The sequence below is a fragment of the Streptomyces sp. NBC_01476 genome (assembly GCF_036227265.1).
Taxonomy (GTDB): Bacteria; Actinomycetota; Actinomycetes; order Streptomycetales; family Streptomycetaceae; genus Actinacidiphila.
In genome coordinates, this window is record NZ_CP109446.1 from 2750053 (window position 1) to 2773222 (window position 23170).

The 23170-nt window shown below is 71.7% G+C and carries 18 protein-coding genes and 1 tRNA gene; 14 read left to right on the forward strand and 5 right to left on the reverse strand.

The annotated features are described in order from the left end of the window. Positions 1-54: 54 nt before the first annotated feature. Complete coding sequence (locus OG552_RS12280) at positions 55-855, forward strand: phosphatase (protein WP_329132183.1); 801 nt, start codon at positions 55-57, stop codon at positions 853-855. A gap of 44 nt (positions 856-899) precedes the next feature. Here the strand turns inward: OG552_RS12280 and tesB are convergent, their stop codons facing one another. The 3 genes from tesB to OG552_RS12295 are packed head-to-tail and all read right to left on the reverse strand — an operon-like array spanning position 900 to position 3652. After that, entirely contained in the window at positions 900-1799 is a 900-nt protein-coding gene (gene tesB / locus OG552_RS12285; RefSeq protein WP_329140755.1) for an acyl-CoA thioesterase II, read from the reverse strand. A 2-nt stretch (positions 1800-1801) separates the two neighbouring features. Further along, entirely contained in the window at positions 1802-2959 is a 1158-nt protein-coding gene (locus OG552_RS12290) for an acyl-CoA dehydrogenase family protein (RefSeq protein WP_329132185.1), read from the reverse strand. Between the two features lie 45 nt (positions 2960-3004). Beyond that, on the reverse strand, positions 3005-3652 hold the full coding sequence (locus OG552_RS12295; RefSeq protein ID WP_329132187.1) for an SACE_7040 family transcriptional regulator: 648 nt from the start codon (positions 3650-3652) through the stop codon (positions 3005-3007). An 84-nt stretch (positions 3653-3736) separates the two neighbouring features. On the opposite strand from OG552_RS12295, the gene OG552_RS12300 reads away from it, so the two are divergent. The 8 genes from OG552_RS12300 (at position 3737) to OG552_RS12335 (ending at position 15288) form a co-directional block, all read left to right on the forward strand. Continuing rightward, entirely contained in the window at positions 3737-5365 is a 1629-nt protein-coding gene (locus OG552_RS12300) for a carboxyl transferase domain-containing protein (protein WP_329132190.1), read from the forward strand. 74 nt (positions 5366-5439) lie between these two features. Further along, on the forward strand, positions 5440-7458 hold the full coding sequence (locus tag OG552_RS12305; RefSeq protein WP_329140756.1) for an ATP-binding protein: 2019 nt from the start codon (positions 5440-5442) through the stop codon (positions 7456-7458). Between the two features lie 188 nt (positions 7459-7646). After that, the gene (locus tag OG552_RS12310) at positions 7647-8747 is read left to right on the forward strand and encodes a hydroxymethylglutaryl-CoA lyase (protein WP_329140758.1); all 1101 of its coding nucleotides are present in this window, start codon (positions 7647-7649) and stop codon (positions 8745-8747) included. 2 nt (positions 8748-8749) lie between these two features. Next, the gene (locus OG552_RS12315; protein WP_329132192.1) at positions 8750-9916 is read left to right on the forward strand and encodes an acyl-CoA dehydrogenase family protein; all 1167 of its coding nucleotides are present in this window, start codon (positions 8750-8752) and stop codon (positions 9914-9916) included. Between the two features lie 93 nt (positions 9917-10009). Continuing rightward, on the forward strand, positions 10010-11461 hold the full coding sequence (locus OG552_RS12320) for a pyridoxal phosphate-dependent decarboxylase family protein (RefSeq protein ID WP_329132194.1): 1452 nt from the start codon (positions 10010-10012) through the stop codon (positions 11459-11461). Then, the gene (locus OG552_RS12325; RefSeq protein WP_329132196.1) at positions 11448-12728 is read left to right on the forward strand and encodes a lysine N(6)-hydroxylase/L-ornithine N(5)-oxygenase family protein; all 1281 of its coding nucleotides are present in this window, start codon (positions 11448-11450) and stop codon (positions 12726-12728) included. The genes OG552_RS12320 and OG552_RS12325 overlap by 14 nt, the downstream gene beginning before the upstream one ends. Then, the gene (locus OG552_RS12330) at positions 12725-13318 is read left to right on the forward strand and encodes a GNAT family N-acetyltransferase (protein ID WP_329132198.1); all 594 of its coding nucleotides are present in this window, start codon (positions 12725-12727) and stop codon (positions 13316-13318) included. The genes OG552_RS12325 and OG552_RS12330 overlap by 4 nt, the downstream gene beginning before the upstream one ends. Next, the gene (locus OG552_RS12335; RefSeq protein WP_329132201.1) at positions 13315-15288 is read left to right on the forward strand and encodes an IucA/IucC family protein; all 1974 of its coding nucleotides are present in this window, start codon (positions 13315-13317) and stop codon (positions 15286-15288) included. The genes OG552_RS12330 and OG552_RS12335 overlap by 4 nt, the downstream gene beginning before the upstream one ends. On the opposite strand, the gene OG552_RS12340 is transcribed toward OG552_RS12335, so the two are convergent. Then, the gene (locus tag OG552_RS12340; RefSeq protein ID WP_329140760.1) at positions 15252-16874 is read right to left on the reverse strand and encodes a beta-N-acetylhexosaminidase; all 1623 of its coding nucleotides are present in this window, start codon (positions 16872-16874) and stop codon (positions 15252-15254) included. The two genes, OG552_RS12335 and OG552_RS12340, sit on opposite strands and share 37 nt — an antisense overlap. A 246-nt stretch (positions 16875-17120) precedes the next feature. Here OG552_RS12340 and OG552_RS12345 point away from each other — a divergent pair, with 246 nt between their 5' ends. Both OG552_RS12345 and glmS read left to right on the forward strand, forming a co-directional pair. Continuing rightward, positions 17121-17396 carry a hypothetical protein gene (locus OG552_RS12345; protein WP_329132203.1) on the forward strand — a complete coding sequence of 92 codons (276 nt, stop codon included), beginning with the start codon at positions 17121-17123 and terminating at the stop codon, positions 17394-17396. A gap of 114 nt (positions 17397-17510) precedes the next feature. Next, complete coding sequence (gene glmS, locus OG552_RS12350; protein WP_329132204.1) at positions 17511-19325, forward strand: glutamine--fructose-6-phosphate transaminase (isomerizing); 1815 nt, start codon at positions 17511-17513, stop codon at positions 19323-19325. A 93-nt stretch (positions 19326-19418) separates the two neighbouring features. Here glmS and OG552_RS12355 read toward each other — a convergent pair whose 3' ends face one another. Next, complete coding sequence (locus OG552_RS12355; RefSeq protein WP_329132206.1) at positions 19419-19940, reverse strand: universal stress protein; 522 nt, start codon at positions 19938-19940, stop codon at positions 19419-19421. Between the two features lie 733 nt (positions 19941-20673). On the opposite strand from OG552_RS12355, the gene OG552_RS12360 reads away from it, so the two are divergent. The 3 genes from OG552_RS12360 to OG552_RS12370 all read left to right on the forward strand — a co-directional run bounded on the left by OG552_RS12360 (position 20674) and on the right by OG552_RS12370 (position 22779). Beyond that, entirely contained in the window at positions 20674-21972 is a 1299-nt protein-coding gene (locus OG552_RS12360; protein ID WP_329132208.1) for a GlxA family transcriptional regulator, read from the forward strand. Positions 21973-21977: 5 nt separating this feature from the next. Then, entirely contained in the window at positions 21978-22604 is a 627-nt protein-coding gene (gene orn, locus OG552_RS12365) for an oligoribonuclease (RefSeq protein ID WP_329132210.1), read from the forward strand. Between the two features lie 102 nt (positions 22605-22706). Continuing rightward, positions 22707-22779: transfer RNA gene (locus OG552_RS12370), tRNA-His, on the forward strand. The last annotated feature ends 391 nt before the right edge of the window (positions 22780-23170 follow it).

A 23170-nucleotide genomic window follows, 5' to 3' on the forward strand; every position in this document is an offset into this window, starting at 1 on the left:
CACTTGTCCACAGGCTGTCGCACGGCCGTACGCCGGGCGCGGGACAATGACCGCATGCCCATGGATCCCGCGCCCGTCGCCCCCAGCCGCCAGGACCTCGCCGACCACCTCATCCGCACCCGGATAGCCGGGGACGTCGCGACCAGCCGCGAGAACAACCTGGACCACTACCGCGCGCTCGCCGAGGGCGACCGCTACTACTGGCTCGGGCTGGATCTGGGTGACCGCTGGACGGATCCGGCGGCGGTGCTGGAGCTGATGGCCGCACGCTGCGGGGTGGTCGCCGACCCCGGGCACCGGCACGGGCAGGACACCATAGACGCCGAGCTGACCATCGACGCCCTGGACCGGATGGCCGAAGCGCTGCGGAAGGCGGCGGAGAACGGCTCCCGGGTGCTGCTGGCCACGGGCCACCCGGCGGGTCTGTTCGCCGTCCACCACGCGCTGGCCGCGGCGCTCCGGGCGGCGGGGTGCTCGGTGGTCGCGCCGGCCGAGCACCTGTACGCCGACGGCGGTGAGATCCGTCATATCGCGGGCGTCTTCATGCTGCACCGGGCCGGCGGTCTGGTGCACACGCACTCGCCAGACCCGATGGCCGAGATCCTGGACGCCCTGGAGCGCGACGGCGACCCGCAGCCCGACCTGGTGATAGCCGACCACGGCTGGGCCGGCTGCGCGGGCGGGCGCGGTCTGGAGACGGTGGGCTTCGCGGACTGCAACGACCCGGCGCTGTTCGTCGGTGAGGCCGAGGGCAGCATCCTGGTGAGCGTGCCGCTTGACGACAACGTGCCGCCGCAGCACTACGCACCGATGACCGCGTATCTGCTGGCCGCGGCGGGTCTCACCGGGGCGTAGGGCGGGCTCGGCGGGGCGGCCCGGGAGGCGGGCGCAGGCGGCGGTCAGCCGCGCGGCACCCGGACCAGGCCCTCCTGGATCACCGACACCGCCAGCCGCCCGTCCTGGGTGTAAATGCGGGCGGTGCCCAGGCCGCGGCCGCCCGAGGCGGACGGGCTCCGCTGGTCGTAGAGCAGCCACTCGTCGGCGCGGAAGGGGCGGTGGAACCACATGGCGTGGTCCAGGCTGGCGCCGACCACGTCACCGACCGCCCAGCCGCCCCGGCCGTGGGCGAGGAGCACGGAGTCGAGCAGCGTCATGTCCGACACATAGGTGGCGAGGCAGACGTGCAGCAGCGGGTCCTCGGCGAGCTTGCCCCGGGTTCTGAACCACACCTGGGAGCGCGGCTCGCGGACGACACCCGCGGTGAGGAACGGCGGAGGTTCGACGTACCGCAGGTCGACGGCCGCGCGGGCCTCCAGCAGCCGCTCCACCACGCCGGGGTCGGGGAACTTGTCCGCGTGCGCGGGCAGCAGTTCCTCGGCGGTGGGCAGCGTCTCCGGGTCCGGCGCACCAGGCATCGGGTCCTGGTGGTCCAGGCCCTCCTCGTGGACCTGGAAGGAGGCCGACAGGTGGAAGATCGCCTGGCCGTGCTGGATCGCCTCCACCCGCCGGGTGGTGAAGGAGCGGCCGTCGCGGATCCGGTCCACCTGGTAGACGATCGGCGCGCCGGGATCGCCCGGCCGCAGGAAGTAGGAGTGCAGGGAGTGCGCCCCGCGCTCCTCGGGGACGGTGCGGCCCGCGGCGACCAGGGCCTGGGCGGCGACCTGGCCGCCGAAGACCCGGGGTACGACCGCGGACCGGCTCACACCGCGGAAGATGTCCTCCTCGATCCGCTCCAGGTCGAGCAGGTCGAGCAGGGATTCCAGTGGGGGCAGGTCGTCGCCGGCCGGCCGGGGCGCCAGGGTCACAGGCCCATCGACTTGGCGATGATCGACTTCATGACCTCGCTGGTGCCGCCGTAGATGCGGTTGACGCGGTTGTCGGCGTAGAGGCGGGCGATCGGGTACTCGTTCATGTAGCCGTAGCCGCCGTGCAGCTGGAGGCAGCGGTCTATGACGCGGGCGGCGACCTCGGTGCAGAAGAGCTTGGCCGAGGCGGCGTCGGCCGCGGACAGCTCGCGCAGGTCGTGGGCCTCCAGGGCGCGGTCGACGACGGCCTGGGCGGCGTCCACCTCGGCCTTGCAGGCGGCCAGTTCGAACTTCGTGTTCTGGAAGGACGCGACGGGCTTGCCGAAGACGACTCGGTCCTGGACGTACTGCTGCGCGAAGCGAATGGCGGCGGCGGCCTGGGAGTAGGCGCCCACCGCGATGCCGAGGCGCTCCTGCGGCAGGTTCTGGCCGAGGTAGGCAAAGCCCTTGCCCTCGTCGCCGAGCAGGTCCTCGACGGGCACCTTCACATCGGAGAAGGAGAGTTCGGCGGTGTCGGAGGTCTTCAGTCCGAGCTTGTCGAGCTTGCGGCCGACCGCGTAGCCCTCGGACTTGGTGTCGACGACGAAGAGCGAGATCCCGGCCCGGCGGTCCCCGGCGCTCGCCGGGGCGGTGCGGGCGCAGACGATGACACGGTCGGCGTGGACGCCGCCGGTGATGAAGGTCTTGGCGCCGTTGAGCACGTAGTGGGTGCCGTCGGCGGAGAGCTTGGCGCTGGTCTTCATGCCGGCCAGGTCGGAGCCGGTGCCGGGCTCGGTCATGGCGATGGCGAACATGATCTCGCCGCTCGCGAAGCCGGGCAGCCAGCGCTTCTTCTGCTCCTCGGTGGCGTAGGCCATCACATAGGGCAGGCACAGGCCGACGTGGACGCTGCTGCCGCCGAAGCTGACGCCGGCCCGGGCGCACTCCTCGCTGATGACGGCCTGGAACTTGAAGCTGTTCTGTCCTGCGCCGCCGTACTCCTCGGGCACCTCGATGCCGAAGACACCCAGCTCACCGAGCTTGTAGTAGAAGTCGCGGGGCACCTGCCCGGCCGCCAGCCACTCGTCGTGGACGGGGACGACCTCGGCCTCGATGAAGGCCCGTATCGTCTCGCGGAACGCTTCGTGGTCCTCGTTGAACACCGTACGACGCACGGCGCGCCTCCCATCGGCGAGTGGTGACGGAACATAAGCAAGCGCTCAGTAAGTTACCGGTCGGTCGGCGGCGCTGTCCAGAGTGGTCCGCAGGCCCGGAGCCGTTCCGCCGTCGAGTGCCTCCAGCGCGCTGAGCGCGAGCCGGTGCAGCAGGACGGCCATGGCGGAACGGTCAGGCAGCCCTGACTGGGCACCGAGATGCGGGGTGGAGTTCAGCAGGCCGAAGACGGCGTGCACGGCGGCACGCACTTCGAGTTCGGTGGCGTCCGGATGGACCCTGCGGACGACCCCCACCCACTCCTCGACGTACTGCCGCTGGAGCTGGCGGACGAGTTTGCGGTCGGAGTCGCGCAGCCGGTCGAGCTCGCGGTCGTGCAGGGTGATCAGCGGCCGGTCGTCGATGGCGAAGTCGATGTGCCCGCGGATCAGCGCGTCGAGCGCCTCGACCGCGTCGTCCGTCTCGGCCACCCGCATCCGCCCTGCGGTGAGCAGCCGGTCGCTGATGCCGACCAGCAGTTCGGCCAGCATCGCGTCCTTGCCGGCGAAATGCCGGTACAGGCCGGGGCCGCTGATACCGACAGCGGCACCTATCTCATCCACCCCGACCCCGTGGAATCCGCGCTCGGCGAAGAGCCGCGCGGCCTCTCTGAGGATCTGCTCGCGCCGGTTCGCGGCCGTCTTCGTCGGATTCATGCTTTCGAGTCTAGACAATCCTGTTAGCGAGCGTTAACGTAAGGGCAGAAGGTTAACGATCGCTAACATCCGGGGGGTCGAATCATGGCAGCACCAGCCCTGTCCAGCGCCGCAGATCCGGCGTCGGAGACATATCGCAGCAACACCGAGGCACATGCGGCACTCACCGCCGCGCTCCGGGACAAGCTGGCCACCGCGCGCCTCGGTGGCGGCCAGAAGGCACGGGCGCGCCACACCGCCCGCGGCAAGCTGCTGCCCCGCGACCGGGTGGACGGGCTGCTCGACCCCGGCTCCCCCTTTCTCGAACTCGCCCCCCTCGCCGCGGACGGGATGTACGACGGCCAGGCGCCGGCCGCCGGAGTGATCGCGGGCATCGGACGGGTGGCCGGACGCGAAGTGGTCGTGGTCGCCAACGACGCCACGGTCAAGGGCGGCACCTACTACCCGATGACGGTGAAGAAGCATCTGCGCGCCCAGGAGGTGGCCCTCGACAACCGGCTGCCGTGCGTCTATCTGGTGGACTCCGGCGGCGCCTTCCTCCCCCGGCAGGACGAGGTCTTCCCCGACCGCGACCACTTCGGCCGCATCTTCTTCAACCAGGCCACCATGTCCGCCCGCGGCATCCCGCAGATCGCGGCCGTGATGGGTTCGTGCACCGCGGGCGGAGCCTACGTCCCGGCGATGAGCGACGAGGCCGTGATCGTGCGGAACGAGGGCACGATCTTCCTCGGCGGTCCGCCGCTGGTGAAAGCGGCCACCGGCGAGGTGGTCACCGCCGAGGAGCTGGGCGGCGGCGAGGTGCACGCCCGCGTCTCGGGGGTCACCGACCATCTGGCCGAGGACGACGCGCACGCGCTGAGCATCGTCCGCGACATCGTGGCGACGCTGCCCGCCCGGGACGCGCCACCGTGGACGGTACGGCCCGCCGAGCCGCCGGCCGTCGACCCGGCGGGGCTGTACGGCGCGGTCCCGGTGGACTCCCGCACCCCCTATGACGTGCGCGAGGTGATCGCCCGGCTGGTGGACGGCAGCCGGTTCGCCGAGTTCAAGGCCGAGTACGGCGCCACGCTGGTCACCGGATTCGCCCATGTGCAGGGGCATCCGGTCGGGATCGTGGCGAACAACGGCATCCTCTTCGCCGAATCCGCCCTCAAGGGCGCGCACTTCATCGAGCTGTGCGACCAGCGCGGCATCCCGCTGCTCTTCCTGCAGAACATCTCGGGCTTCATGGTGGGCCGCCAGTACGAGGCGGGCGGCATCGCCAAGCACGGCGCCAAGATGGTGACCGCGGTCGCATGCGCCCGCGTGCCCAAGCTGACGGTGGTGATTGGCGGCTCCTACGGCGCGGGGAACTACTCGATGTGCGGCCGTGCCTACAGCCCCCGCTTCCTGTGGATGTGGCCCAACGCCAAGATCTCGGTGATGGGCGGGGAGCAGGCCGCATCGGTGCTGGCCACCGTCAAACGGGACCAGTTGGCGGCGGCAGGCGAGAAGTGGAGCGAGGAGGCCGAGGAAGAGTTCAAGACCCCGATCCGCGCCCAGTACGAGACCCAGGGCAACGCCTACTACGCCACCGCCCGCCTCTGGGACGACGGGGTCATCGACCCGCTGGAGACCCGCACCGTGCTGGGCCTGGCGCTGACCGCCTGCGCCAACGCCCCGCTGCCCACCGCCGATCCGACCGCGCCGGGCTACGGCGTCTTCCGGATGTGAGCGCCATGACGAACTCCGGGACCGATGTGAACACCGCAGCCGTGGACGCCGCCGACGCGCCCGACGCCCCCACCATGTTCGACACCGTGCTGGTCGCCAACCGGGGCGAGATCGCGGTCCGCGTGATGCGCACGCTGCGGGAGCTGGGCGTACGGTCGGCGGCCGTCTTCACCGAGGCGGACGCCGACGCGCGCCACGTCCGGGAGGCGGACACGGCGGTCCGGGTGAGCAGTTACCTCTCGGCCGCCGAGCAGGTACGGGCGGCCGGGGTGGCCGGCGCCCAGGCCGTGCACCCCGGTTACGGCTTCCTGGCCGAGAACGCGGCCTTCGCGCGGGCCTGTGCGCAGGCCGGACTGGTCTTCGTCGGTCCGCCCGCCGAGGCGATCGAGCTGATGGGCGACAAGATCAGGGCCAAACAGACGGTGCGGGCCGCCGGGGTGCCAGTGGTGCCCGGCAGCAGCGGCAGCGGGCTGACGGACGCCGAACTGGCCGCGGCGGCACGGGAGATCGGCATGCCGGTGCTGCTCAAGCCGTCGGCGGGCGGCGGCGGGAAGGGCATGCGGCTGGTCCGCGACGCCGCGCTGCTGGCCGAGGAGATCGCGGCGGCCCGCCGGGAGGCGCGCGGCTCCTTCGGCGACGACACCCTGCTGGTGGAGCGGTGGGTGGAGCGGCCCCGGCACATCGAGATCCAGATCCTGGCCGACGGCCACGGCCAGGTGGTGCACCTCGGCGAGCGCGAGTGCTCGCTGCAGCGCCGGCACCAGAAGGTGATCGAGGAGGCGCCGTCGGTCCTGCTGGACCCGGCGACCAGGGCCGCGATGGGCGAGGCCGCGGTGCAGGCGGCCCGGTCCTGCGGCTACACCGGAGCGGGCACGGTGGAGTTCATCGTCCCGGGCGACGATCCGGCCGGTTACTTCTTCATGGAGATGAACACCCGGCTCCAGGTGGAGCACCCCGTGACCGAACTGGTCACCGGTCTCGACCTGGTGGCATGGCAGTTGCGGGTGGCAAGCGGGGAGCGGCTCGATTTCGGGCAGCGGGACGTCACCTTGACCGGGCACGCGATCGAGGCCCGGATCTGCGCGGAGACCGCCCGGCCGGCCGGTGGCCGGGTGGACTTCCTGCCGTCGGCGGGGACCGTGCTGGGTCTGCGGGAGCCGGCCGGTCCGGGGGTGCGGGTCGACTCGGGACTGGCGCTCGGCACCGAAGTGGGCACCGCCTACGACCCGATGCTGGCGAAGGTGGTCGCGCACGGCCCGGACCGGGCGACCGCGCTGCGCCGGTTGCGGGCGGCGCTGGCGGACACGGTAGTGCTGGGTCTCGACACCAACACCGGGTTCCTGCGGCGGCTGCTGGGCCATCCGGACGTGGTCGCCGGTTCACTGGACACCGGGCTGATCGAGCGGGACGCCGCCGCACTGGTGCCGGACGGGGTGCCGGACGAGGTGTACGAGGCCGCGGCACTGCTGAGGCAGCGGGCACTGGCTCCGCCGGCCGACCCGAGCGGCTGGACCGATCCCTTCTCGGTGCCCAGCGGCTGGCGGCTCGGCGGGGAGGCCGCCTGGACGGTGCACCATCTGCGGGTACCCGGCCGGGAGCCGGTCGCGGTACGGGTCAGGGACGGACGGGTGCGGGTCGGCGACGGCCCGGCGGTCGAGGCGGGCATCGCGGTGGACGGGGAACGTGTCCTGCTGCACCGCGAGGGCACCGTGACCGCGTTCCGGTACGCGGGCGACTGGCTGGGCCGGGACGGCGACAGCTGGCGGGTCCAGCCCTACGACCCGGTGGCGGCGGCCCTGCGGGGTGGCGCGGCCGGCGCCGGGGGCGGTGCGCTGACCGCGCCGATGCCCGGCACGGTCACCGTGGTGAAGGTCGCCAAGGGTGACGAGGTGACGGCCGGACAGAGCCTGCTCGTGGTGGAGGCCATGAAGATGGAGCACGTGATCACCGCCCCGCACGACGGGACGGTCTCGGAGATCGACGTCACCGCGGGGACGGCGGTGACGATGGACCAGGTGCTGGCGGTGGTGACCCCGGCGGCCGGTACCGGGGACGAGGACCACGAGGTGTCGCGGCCCGGGGAGGCGTCATGACCGACACCCCCTTGACCCCGGGCACCCCCGGCCCCGGCGGCAGGGGAGCCGGCACCCGCACAGGCACAGGCACCCCCGGCCACGCCGCCAGCGGAACCGGCACCCGCACAGGCACAAACGCAGGCACCTCCACCGACGCCCCCGCCGACGCCCCCGGCGACACCGACGCCCTCCCCGCCGGGCTGCCGATGGCTGTGCCGCTCGACGGGCTGCCGGCCGAAGTCCGGATTCACGAGGTCGGCGCCCGGGACGGCCTGCAGAACGAGAAGACGACCGTGCCGACCCGGGTGAAGGCCGAGTTCATCCACCGGCTGGCCGCCGCGGGCCTGCGCACGATCGAGGCGACCAGCTTCGTCCACCCCAAATGGGTGCCCCAACTGGCCGACGCGGGCGAGCTGATGCCGCTGCTCGCGGACCTGGCGGACCTGGAGCCGGCCCTCCGGCTCCCCGTCCTGGTGCCGAACGAGCGCGGCCTGGAGCGGGCGCTGGATCTCGGCGTCCGGGAGATCGCGGTGTTCGGCAGCGCCACCGAGTCCTTCGCCCGGGCCAATCTCAACCGGACGGTGGAGGAGTCGCTGGCGATGTTCGAGCCGGTGGTGGCGAAGGCGGTGGCCGCCGGGGCCCGGGTGCGCGGGTATCTCTCGATGTGCTTCGGCGACCCCTGGGAGGGCCCGGTACCGATCGGCCAGGTCGCCGCGGTGGCCCGGCGACTGTACGAGATGGGCTGCAGCGAGCTGAGCCTCGGCGACACCATCGGCGTGGCCACGCCCGGCCATGTCACCGCTTTGCTCAGCGAACTGACCGGCGGACCGGCCCGCGATGCGGGTGCCCCGACCGGTGAACCGGCCGGCAGGCCGACCGGCGGCGCCCACGCCCCGGCCCCCGCCTCTGCCTACGGGCACGCCCCCGCCCACGCCCCAGCCCCCGCCCCGGCCCACGGGCACGCCCCCGCCCCCGCCACGCGCGGGCACGCCCCCATCCCCGTCGCCCACCTCGCCGTCCACTTCCACGACACCTACGGCCAGGCGCTCGCCAACACCCTGGCCGCGCTGCGCAGCGGCGTCACCGTGGTGGACGCCTCGGCGGGCGGCCTCGGCGGCTGCCCGTACGCCAAGAGCGCCACCGGCAATCTCGCCACCGAAGACCTCGTCTGGATGCTGCACGGGCTCGGCATCCGTACCGGGGTCGATCTCGGCCGCCTCAGCGCCACAAGCGTCTGGATGGCGGAGCAGTTGGGCCGACCCAGCCCGTCCCGAACCGTCCGCGCCCTGACCCACCAGGAGCAGTAGCCATGTCCATCAACCACCGGCTGTCCGATGAGCACGAGCAACTGCGTGCCACCGTCGCGGAGTTCGCCCGCGATGTGATCGCCCCGAAGATCGGGGAGTTCTACGAGCAGGGGGAGTTCCCGTACGAGATCGTCCGGGAGATGGGGCGGATGGGCCTGTTCGGGCTGCCGTTCCCCGAGGAGTACGGCGGGATGGGCGGGGACTACTTCGCGCTGGGGCTGGCGCTGGAGGAGCTGGCCCGGGTCGACTCGTCGGTGGCGATCACCCTGGAGGCCGGGGTGTCGCTGGGTGCGATGCCGGTCTTCCGGTTCGGCACCGAGGAGCAGAAGCGGACCTGGCTGCCGAAGCTCTGCTCCGGCGAGATGCTGGGCGCCTTCGGGCTGACCGAACCGGAGTGCGGTTCGGACGCGGGCGGCACCCGGACCACCGCGCGGCTGGACGAAGCCACCGGCGAGTGGGTGATCAACGGCACCAAGTGCTTCATCACCAACTCCGGAACCGACATCACCGGCCTGGTGACGGTGACCGCGGTGACCGGCCGCACGGAGGACGGCAGGCCGCGGATCTCCTCGATCATCGTGCCGTCCGGCACGCCCGGCTTCACGGTGTCGAAGAAGTACAGCAAGGTCGGCTGGAACGCCTCGGACACCCGGGAGCTCTCCTTCGCCGACTGCCGGGTGCCGAAGGCCAATCTGCTGGGTGCGGAGGGCCGCGGGTACGCCCAGTTCCTGCGCATCCTGGACGAGGGGCGGATCGCGATCTCGGCGCTGGCGACCGGGCTTGCCCAGGGCTGCGTGGACGAGTCGCTGGCGTATGCGCAGAGCCGGCAGGCGTTCGGCCGGCCGATCGGCGCCAATCAGGCGATCCAGTTCAAGATCGCCGACATGGAGATGCGCACCTACACCGCCCGGCTGGCCTGGCGGGATGCGGCGGCCCGGCTGGTGCACGGCGAACCGTTCAAGAAGGAGGCCGCGCTGGCGAAGCTCTACTCGTCGGAGATCGCCGTGACCAATGCCCGGGAGGCCACCCAGATCCACGGCGGCTACGGCTTCATGAACGAGTATCCGGTGGCCCGGATGTGGCGGGACTCCAAGATCCTGGAGATCGGCGAGGGCACGAGTGAGGTCCAGCGGATGCTGATCGCACGGGAGTTGGGGCTCGTGGGCTGAGCGAGGGATGGTGGGGGGCGAGGGGCTGACGTGCCCGTTGCTGAGTTAGGTTAGGCTAACCTAACTCAGCAACGATCAAGGAGACGTGCCCCCATGCGCTCACACCTGCTCAACGACGCGACGACGGAGCACTACCGGCGGTCCGTCGCCCACGGGGTCGAGCGGGTGGCGGCCACCCTCACCGCGACCGGCCGGCCGTTCACCGGAATCACCCCCGACGCCCTCGCACCGCGGATCGACGCGATCGATCTCGACCAGCCGGTCGGGGACACCGCCGCCGCCCTGGACGAGCTCGAATCCGTCTATCTCCGCGACGCCGTCCGCTTCGACCATCCGCGCTATCTGGCACATCTCAACTGCCCGGTGGTCATACCGGCCCTCGTCGCCGAGGCCGTGCTCAGCGCCGTCAACTCCTCACTGGACACCTGGGACCAGAGCGCCGGCGCCACCTTGATCGAGCGCCGGCTGATCGACTGGACGGCGGCCAGGATCGGCCTCGGCCCGGCCGCCGACGGCGTCTTCACCAGCGGCGGCACCCAGTCCAATCTGCAGGCAATGCTGCTGGCCCGCGAGGAGGCGGTCAGCCGCGGCGCCGACCCGGCGTCGCTGCGCGTCCTCGCCTCGGAGTGCGGGCACTTCAGCGTGCAGAAGGCCGCCAGACTGCTGGGGCTGCCCGCCGAAGCGGTGCTCGCCGTGCCCTGCGACCAGGACAAGCGGATGCGGACCGACCGACTCGCCGCGGCGCTGGCGCACTGCGCGGACCAGGGCCTGACCCCGATGGCCGTGGTCGCCACCGCCGGCACCACCGACTTCGGCTCCATCGACCCGCTGCCCAAGATCGCCGAACTCTGCGCCCGGCACCGCGTCTGGCTCCATGTGGACGCTGCCTACGGCTGCGGCCTGCTGGTCTCCCGCACCCGCCGCCGGCTGCTCGACGGCATCGAGCACGCCGACTCGGTGACCGTCGACTACCACAAGTCCTTCTTCCAGCCGGTGAGTTCGAGCGCGCTGCTGGTCCGGGACCGCACCACGCTGCGGCACGCCACCTACCACTCCGACTACCTCAACCCGCGCCGGGCGGTCGCCGAGCGGATCCCCAACCAGGTGGACAAGTCGCTGCAGACCACCCGCCGTTTCGACGCGCTGAAGCTGTGGATGACGCTGCGGGTGATGGGCGCCGACGGGGTGGGCGAACTCTTCGACGAGGTGGTCGACCTGGCCGAGCGGGGCTGGCGACTGCTCGACGCCGACCCGCGGTTCGAGGTCGTCACCAGGCCCGCGCTGTCCACCCTGGTCTTCCGCTGGATCCCGCCGCGCACCTTCGACCCGGCCCGGATCGACCGCGCCAACCTCCACGCCCGCAAGGCGCTGTTCGCCTCCGGCGAGGCCGTGGTCGCCGGGACGAAGGTGCGCGGCAGCCACTACCTGAAGCTCACCCTGCTCAACCCCCGCACCACCACCGACGACATCGCCGCCGTGCTGGACCTCCTCGCCGGGCACGCCGAGCACTACCTGCAGCTGGGAGAGACGCTTGTCCACGCCTGAGACACCCGACTTCATCGCGATCGGCCTCGGCCCGTTCAATCTGGGCCTGGCCTGTCTGACCGAGCCGGTCGACGGGCTGACCGGCGTCTTCCTGGAGAGCAAGCCGGACTTCGACTGGCACTCCGGGATGTTCCTGGAAGGCAGCACCCTGCAGACGCCGTTCCTCTCCGACCTGGTCACGCTCGCCGACCCCACCTCCCCCTTCAGCTTCCTCAACTACCTGAAGGAATCGGGCCGGTTGTACTCCTTCTACATCCGGGAGAGCTTCTATCCGCTGCGCGAGGAGTTCAATGACTACTGCCGCTGGGCCGCCGCCCGCATCCCCTCGATCCGCTTCGGGCGGACCGTGACCGAGGTCCGCTACGACGAGCGGGACGCGGTCTACGTGGTCCGCACCGCCACCGGGGAGACCTATCGCGCGCCACGGCTGGTCCTCGGCACCGGCACCCCGCCCCACCTGCCGGCCGCCTGCGAGGGCATCGGCGGCGACGCGGTGCACAACTCCCGCTACCTCACGGTCAAGGAGGAGCTGCAGGCCAAGCGGAGCATCACCGTGGTGGGCAGCGGACAGAGCGCCGCGGAGATCTACTACGACCTGCTCCAGGACATCGACACCCGCGGTTACGAACTGACCTGGGTGACCCGCTCCCCGCGCTTCTTCCCGCTCGAATACACCAAGCTCACGCTGGAAATGACCTCCCCGGAGTACGTCGACTACTTCCACGCCCTGCCCGGACCGGTGCGCGACCGGCTGAACCTCACCCAGAAGAACCTCTACAAGGGCATCAACTCCGAGCTGATCAACGGCATCTTCGACCTGCTCTACGTCAAGAACCGCCGCGGCAAGGTCCCCACCCGGCTGCTCACCAACACCGAGCTGACCAGCGCGCGGTACGAGACGGACGCCGGAGCCGGCACGTACACGCTCGGGCTGCGCCAGCGCGAGCAGGGCCGCGACCACACCCTGACCACCGAGGGCCTGGTACTGGCCACCGGCTACCGCTACCAGGTGCCGGACTTCCTCACCCCCGTCCGCGACCGCATCCGCTGGGACGAGCAGGGCCGTTACGACGTCAGCCGCGACTACGCCATCGACGTCACCGGCCACGGCGTGTACGTGCAGAACGCCGAGCTGCACACCCACGGCTTCACCGCGCCCGACCTCGGCATGGCCGCGTACCGCAATTCCCGCATCATCCGGCAGCTGCTCGGCCGCGAGCACTACCGGGTGGAAACGGCCATCGCCTTCCAGGAGTTCACCGCATGACCGAGCCCACAGCCGCCGGACCGTACGACCCGCTCGCCCCGCACGCCCCGCTCGACCCCCTCGACCCCGCCCGCTTCACCTTCCGCCCGGTCGACCCGATCGCCGACGCGTCCCTGCTGCACACCTGGGTGACCCACCCCAAAGCGGCCTTCTGGCTGATGGGGGACGCCGGGGTGTACGACGTGGAGCGCGCCTACGCCGACATCGCGCAGGCGCCGTACCAGGACGCCTTCATCGGACGGTACGACCGCAGGCCCGCCTTCCTGATGGAGCGGTACGACCCCGCGCAGGTCGAACTCAACGGGCTGTACGCAGCCGAACCCGGCGACATCGGCATGCACTTCCTGGTCGCCCCGGCCCCCGCGGCACCGGTCCACGGCTTCAGCCGCGCGGTGCTCAGGGCCGTCATGACCGAACTCTTCCGTGACCCGGCCGTCCACCGGGTGGTGGTCGAACCCGACATCCGCAACACCGCCGTGCACGCGCTCAACGAGGCGGTCGGCTTCACGATCGTCCGCCGGATCAGGACACCCGAGAAGGACGCGTACCTCAGCGTCTGCACCCGAGCACAGTTCGAGGCCCGCCGATGACCCCGACCCCGGGCGCGACCGCCCACCTCACCCCCGACCGGTGGGCACGGGCCACCCGCCACCTGATCCGTAAAGCGCTCGCCGAGTTCAGCCACGAGCGCCTGCTGCACCCCGTCAGGGCGCCGGGCACCAGCGCGTACACGGTCAGCGGTGACAGCGGCACGACCACGTACCGCTTCACCGCCACCCGCCTCGCCCTCGACCACTGGCACATCGACCCGGCCTCGATCACCCGCCACCGCGACGGCGCCCGGCTCCCCCTGGACGCGCTCGCCTTCTTCACCGAGCTGCGCGCCACCCTGGGCCTGAGCGACGCCGTGCTCCCGGTCTACCTGGAGGAGATCACCGCGACCCTCTCCTGCCTCGCCTTCAAGTCCGCGGCCCGGGACCGTCACCCGTGCGGCGCGGCGCAGTTGCCGGCGGCGGGCTTCCAGGTGATCGAGAGCGCGATGACCGAGGGGCACCCCTGCTTCGTGGCGAACAGCGGCCGGCTCGGCTTCGGGGCGCACGACCTGCTCCGCTACGCCCCCGAGGCCGCCGCACCTGTCCGCCTCAGCTGGCTGGCCGCCCACCGTGACCTCGCCGTCTTCACGGCGGGCGCCGGCCTGGACTACGACACCCTGATCGCCGCCGAGCTGGACCCGGCCACCCGCGAGCGCTTCGCGGCCGAACTCACCGGCCGCGGGCTCGACCCGGCCGGTTACCTGCTGCTGCCGGTCCACCCGTGGCAATGGGAGCACAAGATCGCCGTCACCTTCGCGGGTGAGGTCGCGCAACGGCGCCTGGTGCACCTCGGTCCGGGTGACGACGAGCACCTGGCCCAGCAGTCCGTCCGCACCTTCTTCAACGCGAGCCGCCCCACCCGGCATTACGTGAAAACGGCGCTCTCGGTGCTCAACATGGGCTTCATGCGCGGGCTGTCCGCCGCGTACATGGAGGCGACCCCGGCGATCAACGACTGGCTGGCCGGACTGATCGCGGCCGACCCGACCCTCACCGCCGCCGGCTTCTCGATCATCCGCGAGCGGGCCGCCATCGGCTACCACCACCTCGGGTACGAGGCCGCGACGGAGAAGGGCTCGCCCTACCGGAAGATGCTGGCCGCGCTCTGGCGGGAGAGCCCGGTCAACGGCCTGGCACCCGGCCGCTCCCTCACCACCATGGCTGCCCTGCTGCACGTCGACGACCCGGCACCGGCCGAACCGGCCGCCCGGACAGACGCGACCGCACCGACGGATGCGGCCGACCCGACGGATGCGGCCGACCCGCCGGAAGCGACCGACCCGACGGACGTGGCCGACCCGACAGGAGTGACCCACCCGCCCCAGCCCCCCTCCTTCGCCGCCGCCCTGATCACCCGCTCCGGCCTCCCCCCGGAGCAGTGGCTGCGCCGCTACCTGGACGCCTACCTCGTCCCCGTCCTGCACAGCCTCTTCGCCTACGGCCTCGCCTACATGCCGCACGGTGAGAACGTCATCCTGGTGCTGGGCGAGGACGGCGGCACGGTCGAGCGGGCGATCTTCAAGGACATCGCCGAGGAGATCGTGGTGATGTCCCCGGACACCCCGCTGCCGCCGGCGGCCGAGCGGATCCGGGCCGCCGTACCGGAGGGCGAGCAGGTGCTCGCCGTCTTCACCGACGTCTTCGACTGCTTCTTCCGCTTCCTGGCCGCGATCCTGCACACCGGGCAGGTGCTGGACCAGACGGCCTTCTGGCGGACGGTCGCCGACTGTGTGACGGACTACCAGCGGGCGCACCCCGAACTCGCCGGGACGTTCGCACGGTACGACCTCTTCGCGCCGCGGTTCCCGCTGTCCTGCCTCAACCGGCTGCAACTGCGCGACAACCAGCAGATGGTGGACCTGGCCGACCCGTCGGCCGCCCTCCAGTTCGCCGGCACCCTGGCCAATCCGCTGTCAGCCGCCCGGCAGGATCAGCCGGCCGGCCAGGCGACCTGGGCCGAGCGGTAGTAGGAGATCCCCATCGCGTCCCAGCGGGGCGCCTGGGCCGAGAGCCGCACCCGGTAGGTGTCCCAGTCGTGCGTGGCCGCCGGGGACCAGCCGAGTTCGGCGATCCCCGGCAGCCGCGGGAAGGCCATGTAGTCCAGGTCGGCGGTGGTCTTCAGGGTCTCGGTCCACAGCGGGGCCTCCACGCCGTACACCGCGGACGCCGGGACGCCCTTGACGTAGGTCGCCGGGTCCCAGTCGTAGGAGGCCCGCACGTCCACGTAGCCCGCCCACGACTTTCCCAGCGTGGTGGACGAGGTGTACTTCATGTCGAGGTAGCTCCGGTTCGCCGGGGACATGATCACCCGGGTGCCGGCCTGGGCGGCCGCCGCGACCTCCTGCTCGTTGCCCGCGGTGCCCCAGTACTGGGCGATCGTGCCCGCCGCCGGATGGGCGGCGTCGATCTGGTGCCAGCCGATCGCCGTCTTGCCGTGGTCCGCGACGATCCGCTGCACCCGGTCCACATAGCTGACGTAGTCCGCCGCGCTGGTGGACTGGGCCTCGTCGCCGCCGATGTGCAGATAGGGGCCGGGGGTCAGCGCGGCGACCTCGCCGATCACATCGCCCAGGAAGTCGTAGGTGTCCTCGCGGGCAGCGCAGAGCGTGCTGAAGCCGACGCTGGTGCCGGTGTAGAGCGCGGGGGACGTGCCGTCGCAGTTCAGCCGGGGGTAGGAGGCCAGGGCCGCGTTGGAGTGCCCGGGACCGTCGATCTCCGGTACGACGTCGAGGAAGTGGGCTCCCGCGTAGGCGACGATCTCCCGGTAGTCGGCCTGGGTGTAGAAGCCGCCGGGGCCGCCGCCGACCTGGGTGCTGCCGCCGTAGCCGGTCAGCCGGGGCCAGGAGTCGACCGCGATCCGCCAGCCCTGGTCGTCGGTGAGATGCAGATGCAGCGTGTTGATCTTGTAGAGCGCCAGCTGGTCGATGAACCGCTCGACCTGGGCGACGGTGAAGAAGTGCCGGGCCACGTCGAGCATCGCCCCGCGGTAGGCGTAGCGCGGCACATCGGTGATGTCCGTGCTGGGGACGGTCCAGTCGGTGTCCGGGAGCGCGGACCGGCTCTCCACCGCGGCCGGCAGCAGTTGCCGCAGGGTCTGCACCCCGTGGTAGAGCCCGGCTGCGGTCCGGGCGCTGATCAGCACGGAGGCGCCGGTGGTACGGAGCCGGTACCCCTCGTCGCCGAGGCCCTGGTCGGGGTCGCCGAGCGCCAGCACGATGCCGGCCGGGTCGCCGTCGGCGGCGCCGCCCTCGGCCACCCCGTGGGCGGCGCGGCCGGTGACGACCGGCAGGGCGTAGCCGGTGGCGGGGCGGAGCAGCCCGGCCGCGTAGTCCGCGACGTCCCTGGCCGGGGCGGAGGATCCGGCGTCCAGGGTGATCGGGGTGCCGGCGGCGATCCGGAAGGCGCCGCCTCCCGGCCGCACCGAGGACGGCACCGGCACCACCCGGGAGGTGACCGCGGCGACCGCCGGGTCCGGTGCGGCGGCGGGCGGGGCCCCCGTGGCGCCCGGCGAGGCGGCGCGTGCCCCGGCCGCCGTGGCGCCCGCGGCCAGCATCACCGCGCAGAGCACCCGCAGCAGGGGTCCGCGCAGCGCCCGGGCGCGTGTCCGTCCTTCGAGTCGGTTCACGCCCCGATGCCTACCGGTGGCCCCCTGCCGGGTCAAGGCGCCCCTCCCCCGGAGCGGGCGACGCCACCCGCCTGCTCCCAGCAGGTCACCCTTTTGGTCGCCCTTAAGACGCATGGGTGCCCGAAAGCGGGCAGGATTCTTGCAAAGAACAGATCTCGCCACCACTATCGACAGGTGCTCGAACGCCGGACCTCCTACGACGACCTCATCGACCACCTGGTGCGCACCACGCCGCTGCACCGCGGCGAGGCCGTCCGGGTGGTGCTGGACGTACTGGCGTACTTCGATGAGACGACCGAGGAGTTCGTCCGCAGAAGACACCGTGAGCTCCAGGCGAAGGGCCTGGTGAACACGGAGATCTTCGAGCGGGTCGCCGAGGAGCTGCCGCACCGGGCGGTCGCACCGGCCGAGCTCTCCCAGCGCCAGCTCCGCCGGATCGTCTACGGCTGAGCCCACCACCGGCCACCGCTCCACCCAGCCCGCTTTCCGGGCACCCCGCCCGGGACCGCCACCCCCGGGCCGCAGGGACGACGTACGGCGAAGGACGACGGAGAGGGACGACACATGTGCGGAATCGTCGGTTACATCGGCAGGCGTGACGTGGCGCCACTGCTGCTCGAGGGCCTGCAGCGGCTGGAGTACCGGGGTTACGACTCGGCCGGCATCGTCATCACCGGCAAGTCGGGGGACCTGCGGACCGTGAAGGCCAAGGGCCGGGTCCGGGAGCTGGAGTCCCGCATCCCCAAGCGGTTCGCCGGCACCACGGGCATCGCGCACACCCGGTGGGCCACCCATGGGGCGCCCAGCGACGAGAACGCCCACCCGCACCTGGACGCCGACCAGAAGGTCGCGGTCGTCCACAACGGGATCATCGACAACGCCTCCGAACTCCGCGCCCGGCTGATCGCCGAGGGCACCGTCTTCAGCTCCGAGACCGACACCGAGGTGCTGGCGCACCTGATCGCCCGCTCCCCCGCCGAGACGCTGGAGCAGAAGGTCAGCGAGGCGCTGCGGGCCATCGAGGGCACCTTCGGCATCGCGGTGCTGCACAAGGACTTCCCCGACCGGATCGTCGCGGCCCGCAACGGTTCCCCGGTGGTGCTGGGCATCGGCGAGAAGGAGATGTTCGTCGCCTCGGACGTCGCCGCCCTGGTCGCGCACACCCGGCAGGTCGTCACCCTCGGGGACGGCGAGATGGCCACCTTGAAGGCCGACGACTTCCGCACCTACACCACCGAGGGGTCCCGGACCACCGCGACGCCGACCACCGTGGAGTGGGAGGCCGAGTCGTACGACATGGGCGGCCACGACACCTACATGCACAAGGAGATCGCCGAGCAGGCCGAGGCGGTGGACCGGGTGCTGCGCGGCCGGATCGACGACCGGTTCGCCACCGTGCACCTGGGGGGTCTGAACCTGGAGCCGGGCGAGGCCCGCCGGGTGCGGCGGATCAAGATCCTCGGCTGCGGTACGAGCTACCACGCGGGTCAGATCGGCGCCCAGCTGATCGAGGAGCTGGCCCGTATCCCGTCGGACGCCGAGCCCGCCTCGGAGTTCCGCTACCGCAACCCGGTGGTCGACCCGGACACCCTCTACGTGGCGGTGTCGCAGTCAGGTGAGACCTATGACGTACTGGCCGCCGTGCAGGAGCTGAAGCGCAAGGGCGCCCGGGTGCTCGGCATCGTCAACGTGGTGGGGTCGGCCATCGCCCGCGAGGCGGACGGCGGTACGTATGTGCACGCCGGTCCTGAGGTGTGCGTGGTGTCCACCAAGTGCTTCACCAACACGGTGGTGGCCTTCGCGCTGCTCGCGCTGCACTTGGGGCGGATCAGGGACCTGTCGGTCGCCGACGGCCGGCGGATCATCGACGGCCTGCGCCGGCTGCCAGGGCAGATCGACGAGATCCTCAAGGCCGAGCCGGAGATCAAGGTGCTCGCCAAGCAGTACGCGGACGCCAAGTCGATGCTCTTCATCGGGCGGGTCCGCGGCTACCCGGTGGCCCGCGAGGCGTCGTTGAAGCTGAAGGAGGTCAGCTACATCCACGCCGAGGCGTACCCGGCCTCCGAGCTGAAGCACGGGCCGCTGGCGCTGATCGACCCGTCGATGCCCACGGTGGCGATCGTGCCGGACGACGAACTGCTGGAGAAGAACCGGGCGGCGCTGGAGGAGATCAAGGCGCGCAGCGGCCGGATCCTTGCGGTCGCGCACCAGGAGCAGGAGAAGGCCGACGACACGATCGTGGTGCCGAAGAACGAGGACGAGCTGGACCCGATCCTGATGGGCATCCCGCTCCAGCTCTTCGCCTACCACACCGCGCTGGCGCTGGGCCGGGACATCGACAAGCCGCGCAACCTGGCCAAGTCGGTCACGGTGGAGTAGTCGCGCCCGGTACGGCGGTACGAGAAGGGCCCCGCCTGTTGCCGACGGGGCCCTGCGTACTTCTGGCCTCCCGGAGCACTCCCCGGGGGGTGCTCAGGGGATCACCACCACCGGCCGCTGCGCCCGCCGGGCCAGCCGCCCGGCCACCGAGCCGAAGATCCGGCCGACCAGCCCGGTCGTACCGCCGACCACGATCGCGTCGGCCTCGTACTCCCGGCCGACCTCCTCCAGCTCGTGGCAGATGTCGCCGCCGCGCTCCACCAGCACCCAGGAGATCTCGGCGAGGTGGTCCGCACAGGCCAGCTCCAGGCCGAGCAGCTCGGTGCGGTGGTCGGGCACGTCCACGAAGACCGGTGGCTCGCAGCCGGCCCATACGGTGGCCGGCAGCCGGTTGGCCACATGCACGATGATCAGCGCGGATCCGGTCCTGCGGGCCATGCCGACCGCGTAGGAGAGCGCGCGCTCGCTGGACAGGGAACCGTCGAAACCCACCACGACGCCGTGCCGGAAGGCCGGATCGCAGGCGTGTCGCGCCGCGGTCGCCGGCTCCGGCAGGGCGGCGGCATCGGCGAGCGGCCTGCCGTCGGCGGGTTCGGGAAAGTCAGGACCGGCCATGATGCGGATTCTCGTCGGCGAGGGCGGCGCTGACGCGCCGAGCAGCGGACAGGACGATAAGAGGGGGGCGGGCCGCCGCAGCAGCCGGTTTAGGCCAGTTCGCCACTTCCCGTCCCACTCTCTCCAGAGTACGGCCGTGAAGTCCGCCTGCCCAGACTTGGCAGCGTCCTCACAGGTCTCCGTACCCGGAGTTTCCAGGAGGATGCCGGAGCCGGGCCCCGAACGCAACGCCATCACGCCAACTCGCGGCACGGTTCGGCGCACCGGCGCACCGCGGGGGCGCACCGCCGCGCACCCGTTACCGCCTAGGTCAGGCCGGGGTCGGGGGGCCGGCCGGCCGGCCGCTCGGCTCCTTTTACGCATACGCCCGCACCGAACGGCGGTTTTCAGCCAACTTCTCGGCGTGGGGCGGGCGTTGGGGCCTCACCCGGCTAACACCTCCGCCACCTGCGGTTCTACGATGCCCGATGACCCGGAAGGCGGTCTGCGGGACGCGAGTGACACGAGGCGTACTTCCCAAGCGGGCTCGCGGAGTGAAACGCTTCGTGATCGAACGCTTTACGCCACGTTATCTTGTCGACTTAGCGTCAGATGGTGAACTTGTCACTAACGCCCCACCTGACACAGTAGATTTGATCTTGAGGCGACCGCCCGGGGGGCAGCGGGGGCCCGGCGGGGGTGCACATGCAGGACCGAGGGGACGACGCGTCGATTCGAGGGGGGCTTGAGCTCCATGAGCCAGGAGTCCAGTTCCGGTACGGCGACGGACACTCCGTCGCAAGCACCATCGGCACCTCGCGCCATTCGTAAACTTTCCGCGCGACGACGACCGGAAGTCGTCGCCGTGCTGCTCTTCAGCGGTGGCCCGATCTTCGAGAGCTCCATACCCCTGTCGGTGTTCGGCATCGACCGGCAGGACGCCGGGGTGCCGCGCTACCGGCTGCTGGTGTGCGCCGGCGAGGAAGGCCCGCTGCGCACCACCGGCGGCCTCGAACTCACCGCGCCCTACGGCCTGGAGGCGCTCTCCCGGGCCGGCACCGTGGTGGTGCCGACCTGGCGCTCGATATCCCAGGCGCCGCCGCCCGAAGCACTGGACGCGATCCGCCGCGCCCACGAGGAGGGCGCCCGGATCATCGGCCTGTGCACCGGCGCCTTCGTCCTGGCGGCGGCCGGCCTGCTCGACGGCCGCCCCGCCACCACGCACTGGATGTACGCGCCCACGCTCGCCAAACGCTATCCCTCGGTCCATGTGGACCCGCGTGAGCTCTTCGTCGACGACGGGGACGTCCTCACCTCGGCGGGCACCGCCGCCGGAATCGACCTCTGCCTGCACGTGGTGCGCACCGACCACGGCACCGAGGCGGCGGCGGCGCTGGCCAGGCGGCTGGTGGTGCCGCCCCGGCGGTCGGACTGGCAGACAGGCCAGCGCCACCTGGACAGGTCTTTACCGGAGGAGATCGGCGCCGACCCGCTGGCCGAGGTCGTCGCCTGGGCGCTGGAGCACCTGCACGAGCAGTTCGACGTAGAGGCGCTGGCCGCGCGCGCCTACATGAGCCGGCGCACCTTCGACCGGCGGTTCCGGTCGCTGACCGGCAGCGCCCCGCTGCAGTGGCTGATCACCCAGCGGGTGCTCCAGGCGCAGCGGCTGCTGGAGACCTCCGACTACTCCGTCGACGAGGTCGCCGGGCGCTGCGGCTTCCGCTCCCCGGTGGCGCTGCGCGGCCACTTCCGGCGGCAGCTGGGCTCCTCCCCCGCGTCGTACCGGGCCGCCTACCGGGCCCGCCGGCCGCAGGACGAGCCCGACCGTCCGGTGCCCGCGCCGGAGCTGCCGGCGCTGCGCCGCGGGCCGGTGTCGCAGATCCTGGCCGCGCCGGGCAAGGGCGATCCGGAGACGTATACGGCCCGCGTTCCGGAGCAGCCGGCCCGGCCCGAGATCGCGGAGACCTCCGGCAGCGGGGGGCGGAGCAGGTTGCGGGCCGGACGCGGGCTGGGCGCCGCACTGCCGGGACCCCGTGATCGCCCCGTAGGGTGACCCGTATGAACGACCGGATGGTGTGGATCGACTGTGAGATGACCGGCCTGTCACTGGCGCATGACGCGCTGGTCGAGGTGGCGGCGCTGGTCACCGACTCGGAACTCAATGTGCTCGGTGAGGGGGTGGACGTGGTGATCCGCCCTCCCGCCGAGGCGCTGGAGTCGATGCCGGACATCGTCCGGCAGATGCACACCGCCTCCGGGCTGCTGACCGAGCTGGACGCCGGGGTGACGCTCGCCGAGGCGGAGAAGGTGGTCATGGAGTACGTGCGCAAGCATGTGCGCGAGCCGCGGAAGGCCCCGCTGTGCGGGAACTCGGTCTCCACCGACCGCGGCTTCCTCGCCCGTGACATGCCGGACCTGGAGCAGCACCTGCACTACCGGATCGTGGACGTCTCCTCGATCAAGGAGCTCTCCCGGCGCTGGTACCCCAGGGCGTACTTCAACAGCCCCGAGAAGAACGGCAACCACCGGGCGCTGGCGGACATCCGGGAGTCCATCGCGGAGCTGCGCTACTACCGTGAGGCGGTCTTCGTGCCGGCCCCCGGCCCGGACACCGACACCGCCCGCGCCATCGCCGCGAAGTACGTCCTGCCCGCCGGGAAGCAGGGCGACAAGCACGCCCACTGACCCGCAGGACCCGGCCGCCCGGTAATCGGGCGCGACCACCCCTCCCGACCCTGTACACTTTTTCAGGCGGCGCCACCCCAGCAGGGAAAAGCGCCGCTCACGGTGGGTGTAGCTCAGCTGGTAGAGCACCTGGTTGTGGTCCAGGATGCCGCGGGTTCGAGTCCCGTCACTCACCCTCTCGGAAGAAGGCCGCCGACCTGCGAAAGCAGGGAGGCGGCCTTCTTCATGCGCGGGGATCGTCGCACACCCCGGAGCAGCGGGGCGGCAGGCGGCAGCCGGTGGACCGCGGCCGGTGGACGCCCCCGCGAACCATGCCGTTCCCGGCGAAAACGACACCGGCGGTGAAGTCGCCGTGGCGCCCCGGGCCGGCACACGGCGTGACCGCGTGGCCGGCGGTGATTGTCTTGTTCCGGTCCGGTGATTTGACAGTGCCGTTCCTGACCGGTGATGACCGCCTCTGGTCCCCGCAGTTCCGAGCCGGGGCGGCCGGCGCGGGCGCGGTCCTTGCGTCCACAACTTCAACATCCGCGCCCCCGTACCCGGCGGGTGCGCGGCGGGCCGGCACT

What these genes read in the sequence shown, in the direction of transcription:
- OG552_RS12280 (WP_329132183.1), top strand. Translation starts at nt 55, where the DNA reads ATGCCCATGGATCCCGCGCCCGTCGCCCCCAGCCGCCAGGACCTCGCC.
- OG552_RS12295 (WP_329132187.1), bottom strand. Translation starts at nt 3,652, where the DNA reads ATGAATCCGACGAAGACGGCCGCGAACCGGCGCGAGCAGATCCTCAGA.
- OG552_RS12300 (WP_329132190.1), top strand. Translation starts at nt 3,737, where the DNA reads ATGGCAGCACCAGCCCTGTCCAGCGCCGCAGATCCGGCGTCGGAGACA.
- OG552_RS12305 (WP_329140756.1), top strand. Translation starts at nt 5,440, where the DNA reads ATGTTCGACACCGTGCTGGTCGCCAACCGGGGCGAGATCGCGGTCCGC.
- OG552_RS12310 (WP_329140758.1), top strand. Translation starts at nt 7,647, where the DNA reads ATGGCTGTGCCGCTCGACGGGCTGCCGGCCGAAGTCCGGATTCACGAG.
- OG552_RS12315 (WP_329132192.1), top strand. Translation starts at nt 8,750, where the DNA reads ATGTCCATCAACCACCGGCTGTCCGATGAGCACGAGCAACTGCGTGCC.
- OG552_RS12320 (WP_329132194.1), top strand. Translation starts at nt 10,010, where the DNA reads ATGCGCTCACACCTGCTCAACGACGCGACGACGGAGCACTACCGGCGG.
- OG552_RS12330 (WP_329132198.1), top strand. Translation starts at nt 12,725, where the DNA reads ATGACCGAGCCCACAGCCGCCGGACCGTACGACCCGCTCGCCCCGCAC.
- OG552_RS12335 (WP_329132201.1), top strand. Translation starts at nt 13,315, where the DNA reads ATGACCCCGACCCCGGGCGCGACCGCCCACCTCACCCCCGACCGGTGG.
- OG552_RS12340 (WP_329140760.1), bottom strand. Translation starts at nt 16,874, where the DNA reads ATGCTGGCCGCGGGCGCCACGGCGGCCGGGGCACGCGCCGCCTCGCCG.
- glmS (WP_329132204.1), top strand. Translation starts at nt 17,511, where the DNA reads ATGTGCGGAATCGTCGGTTACATCGGCAGGCGTGACGTGGCGCCACTG.
- OG552_RS12355 (WP_329132206.1), bottom strand. Translation starts at nt 19,940, where the DNA reads ATGGCCGGTCCTGACTTTCCCGAACCCGCCGACGGCAGGCCGCTCGCC.
- OG552_RS12360 (WP_329132208.1), top strand. Translation starts at nt 20,674, where the DNA reads ATGAGCCAGGAGTCCAGTTCCGGTACGGCGACGGACACTCCGTCGCAA.
- orn (WP_329132210.1), top strand. Translation starts at nt 21,978, where the DNA reads ATGAACGACCGGATGGTGTGGATCGACTGTGAGATGACCGGCCTGTCA.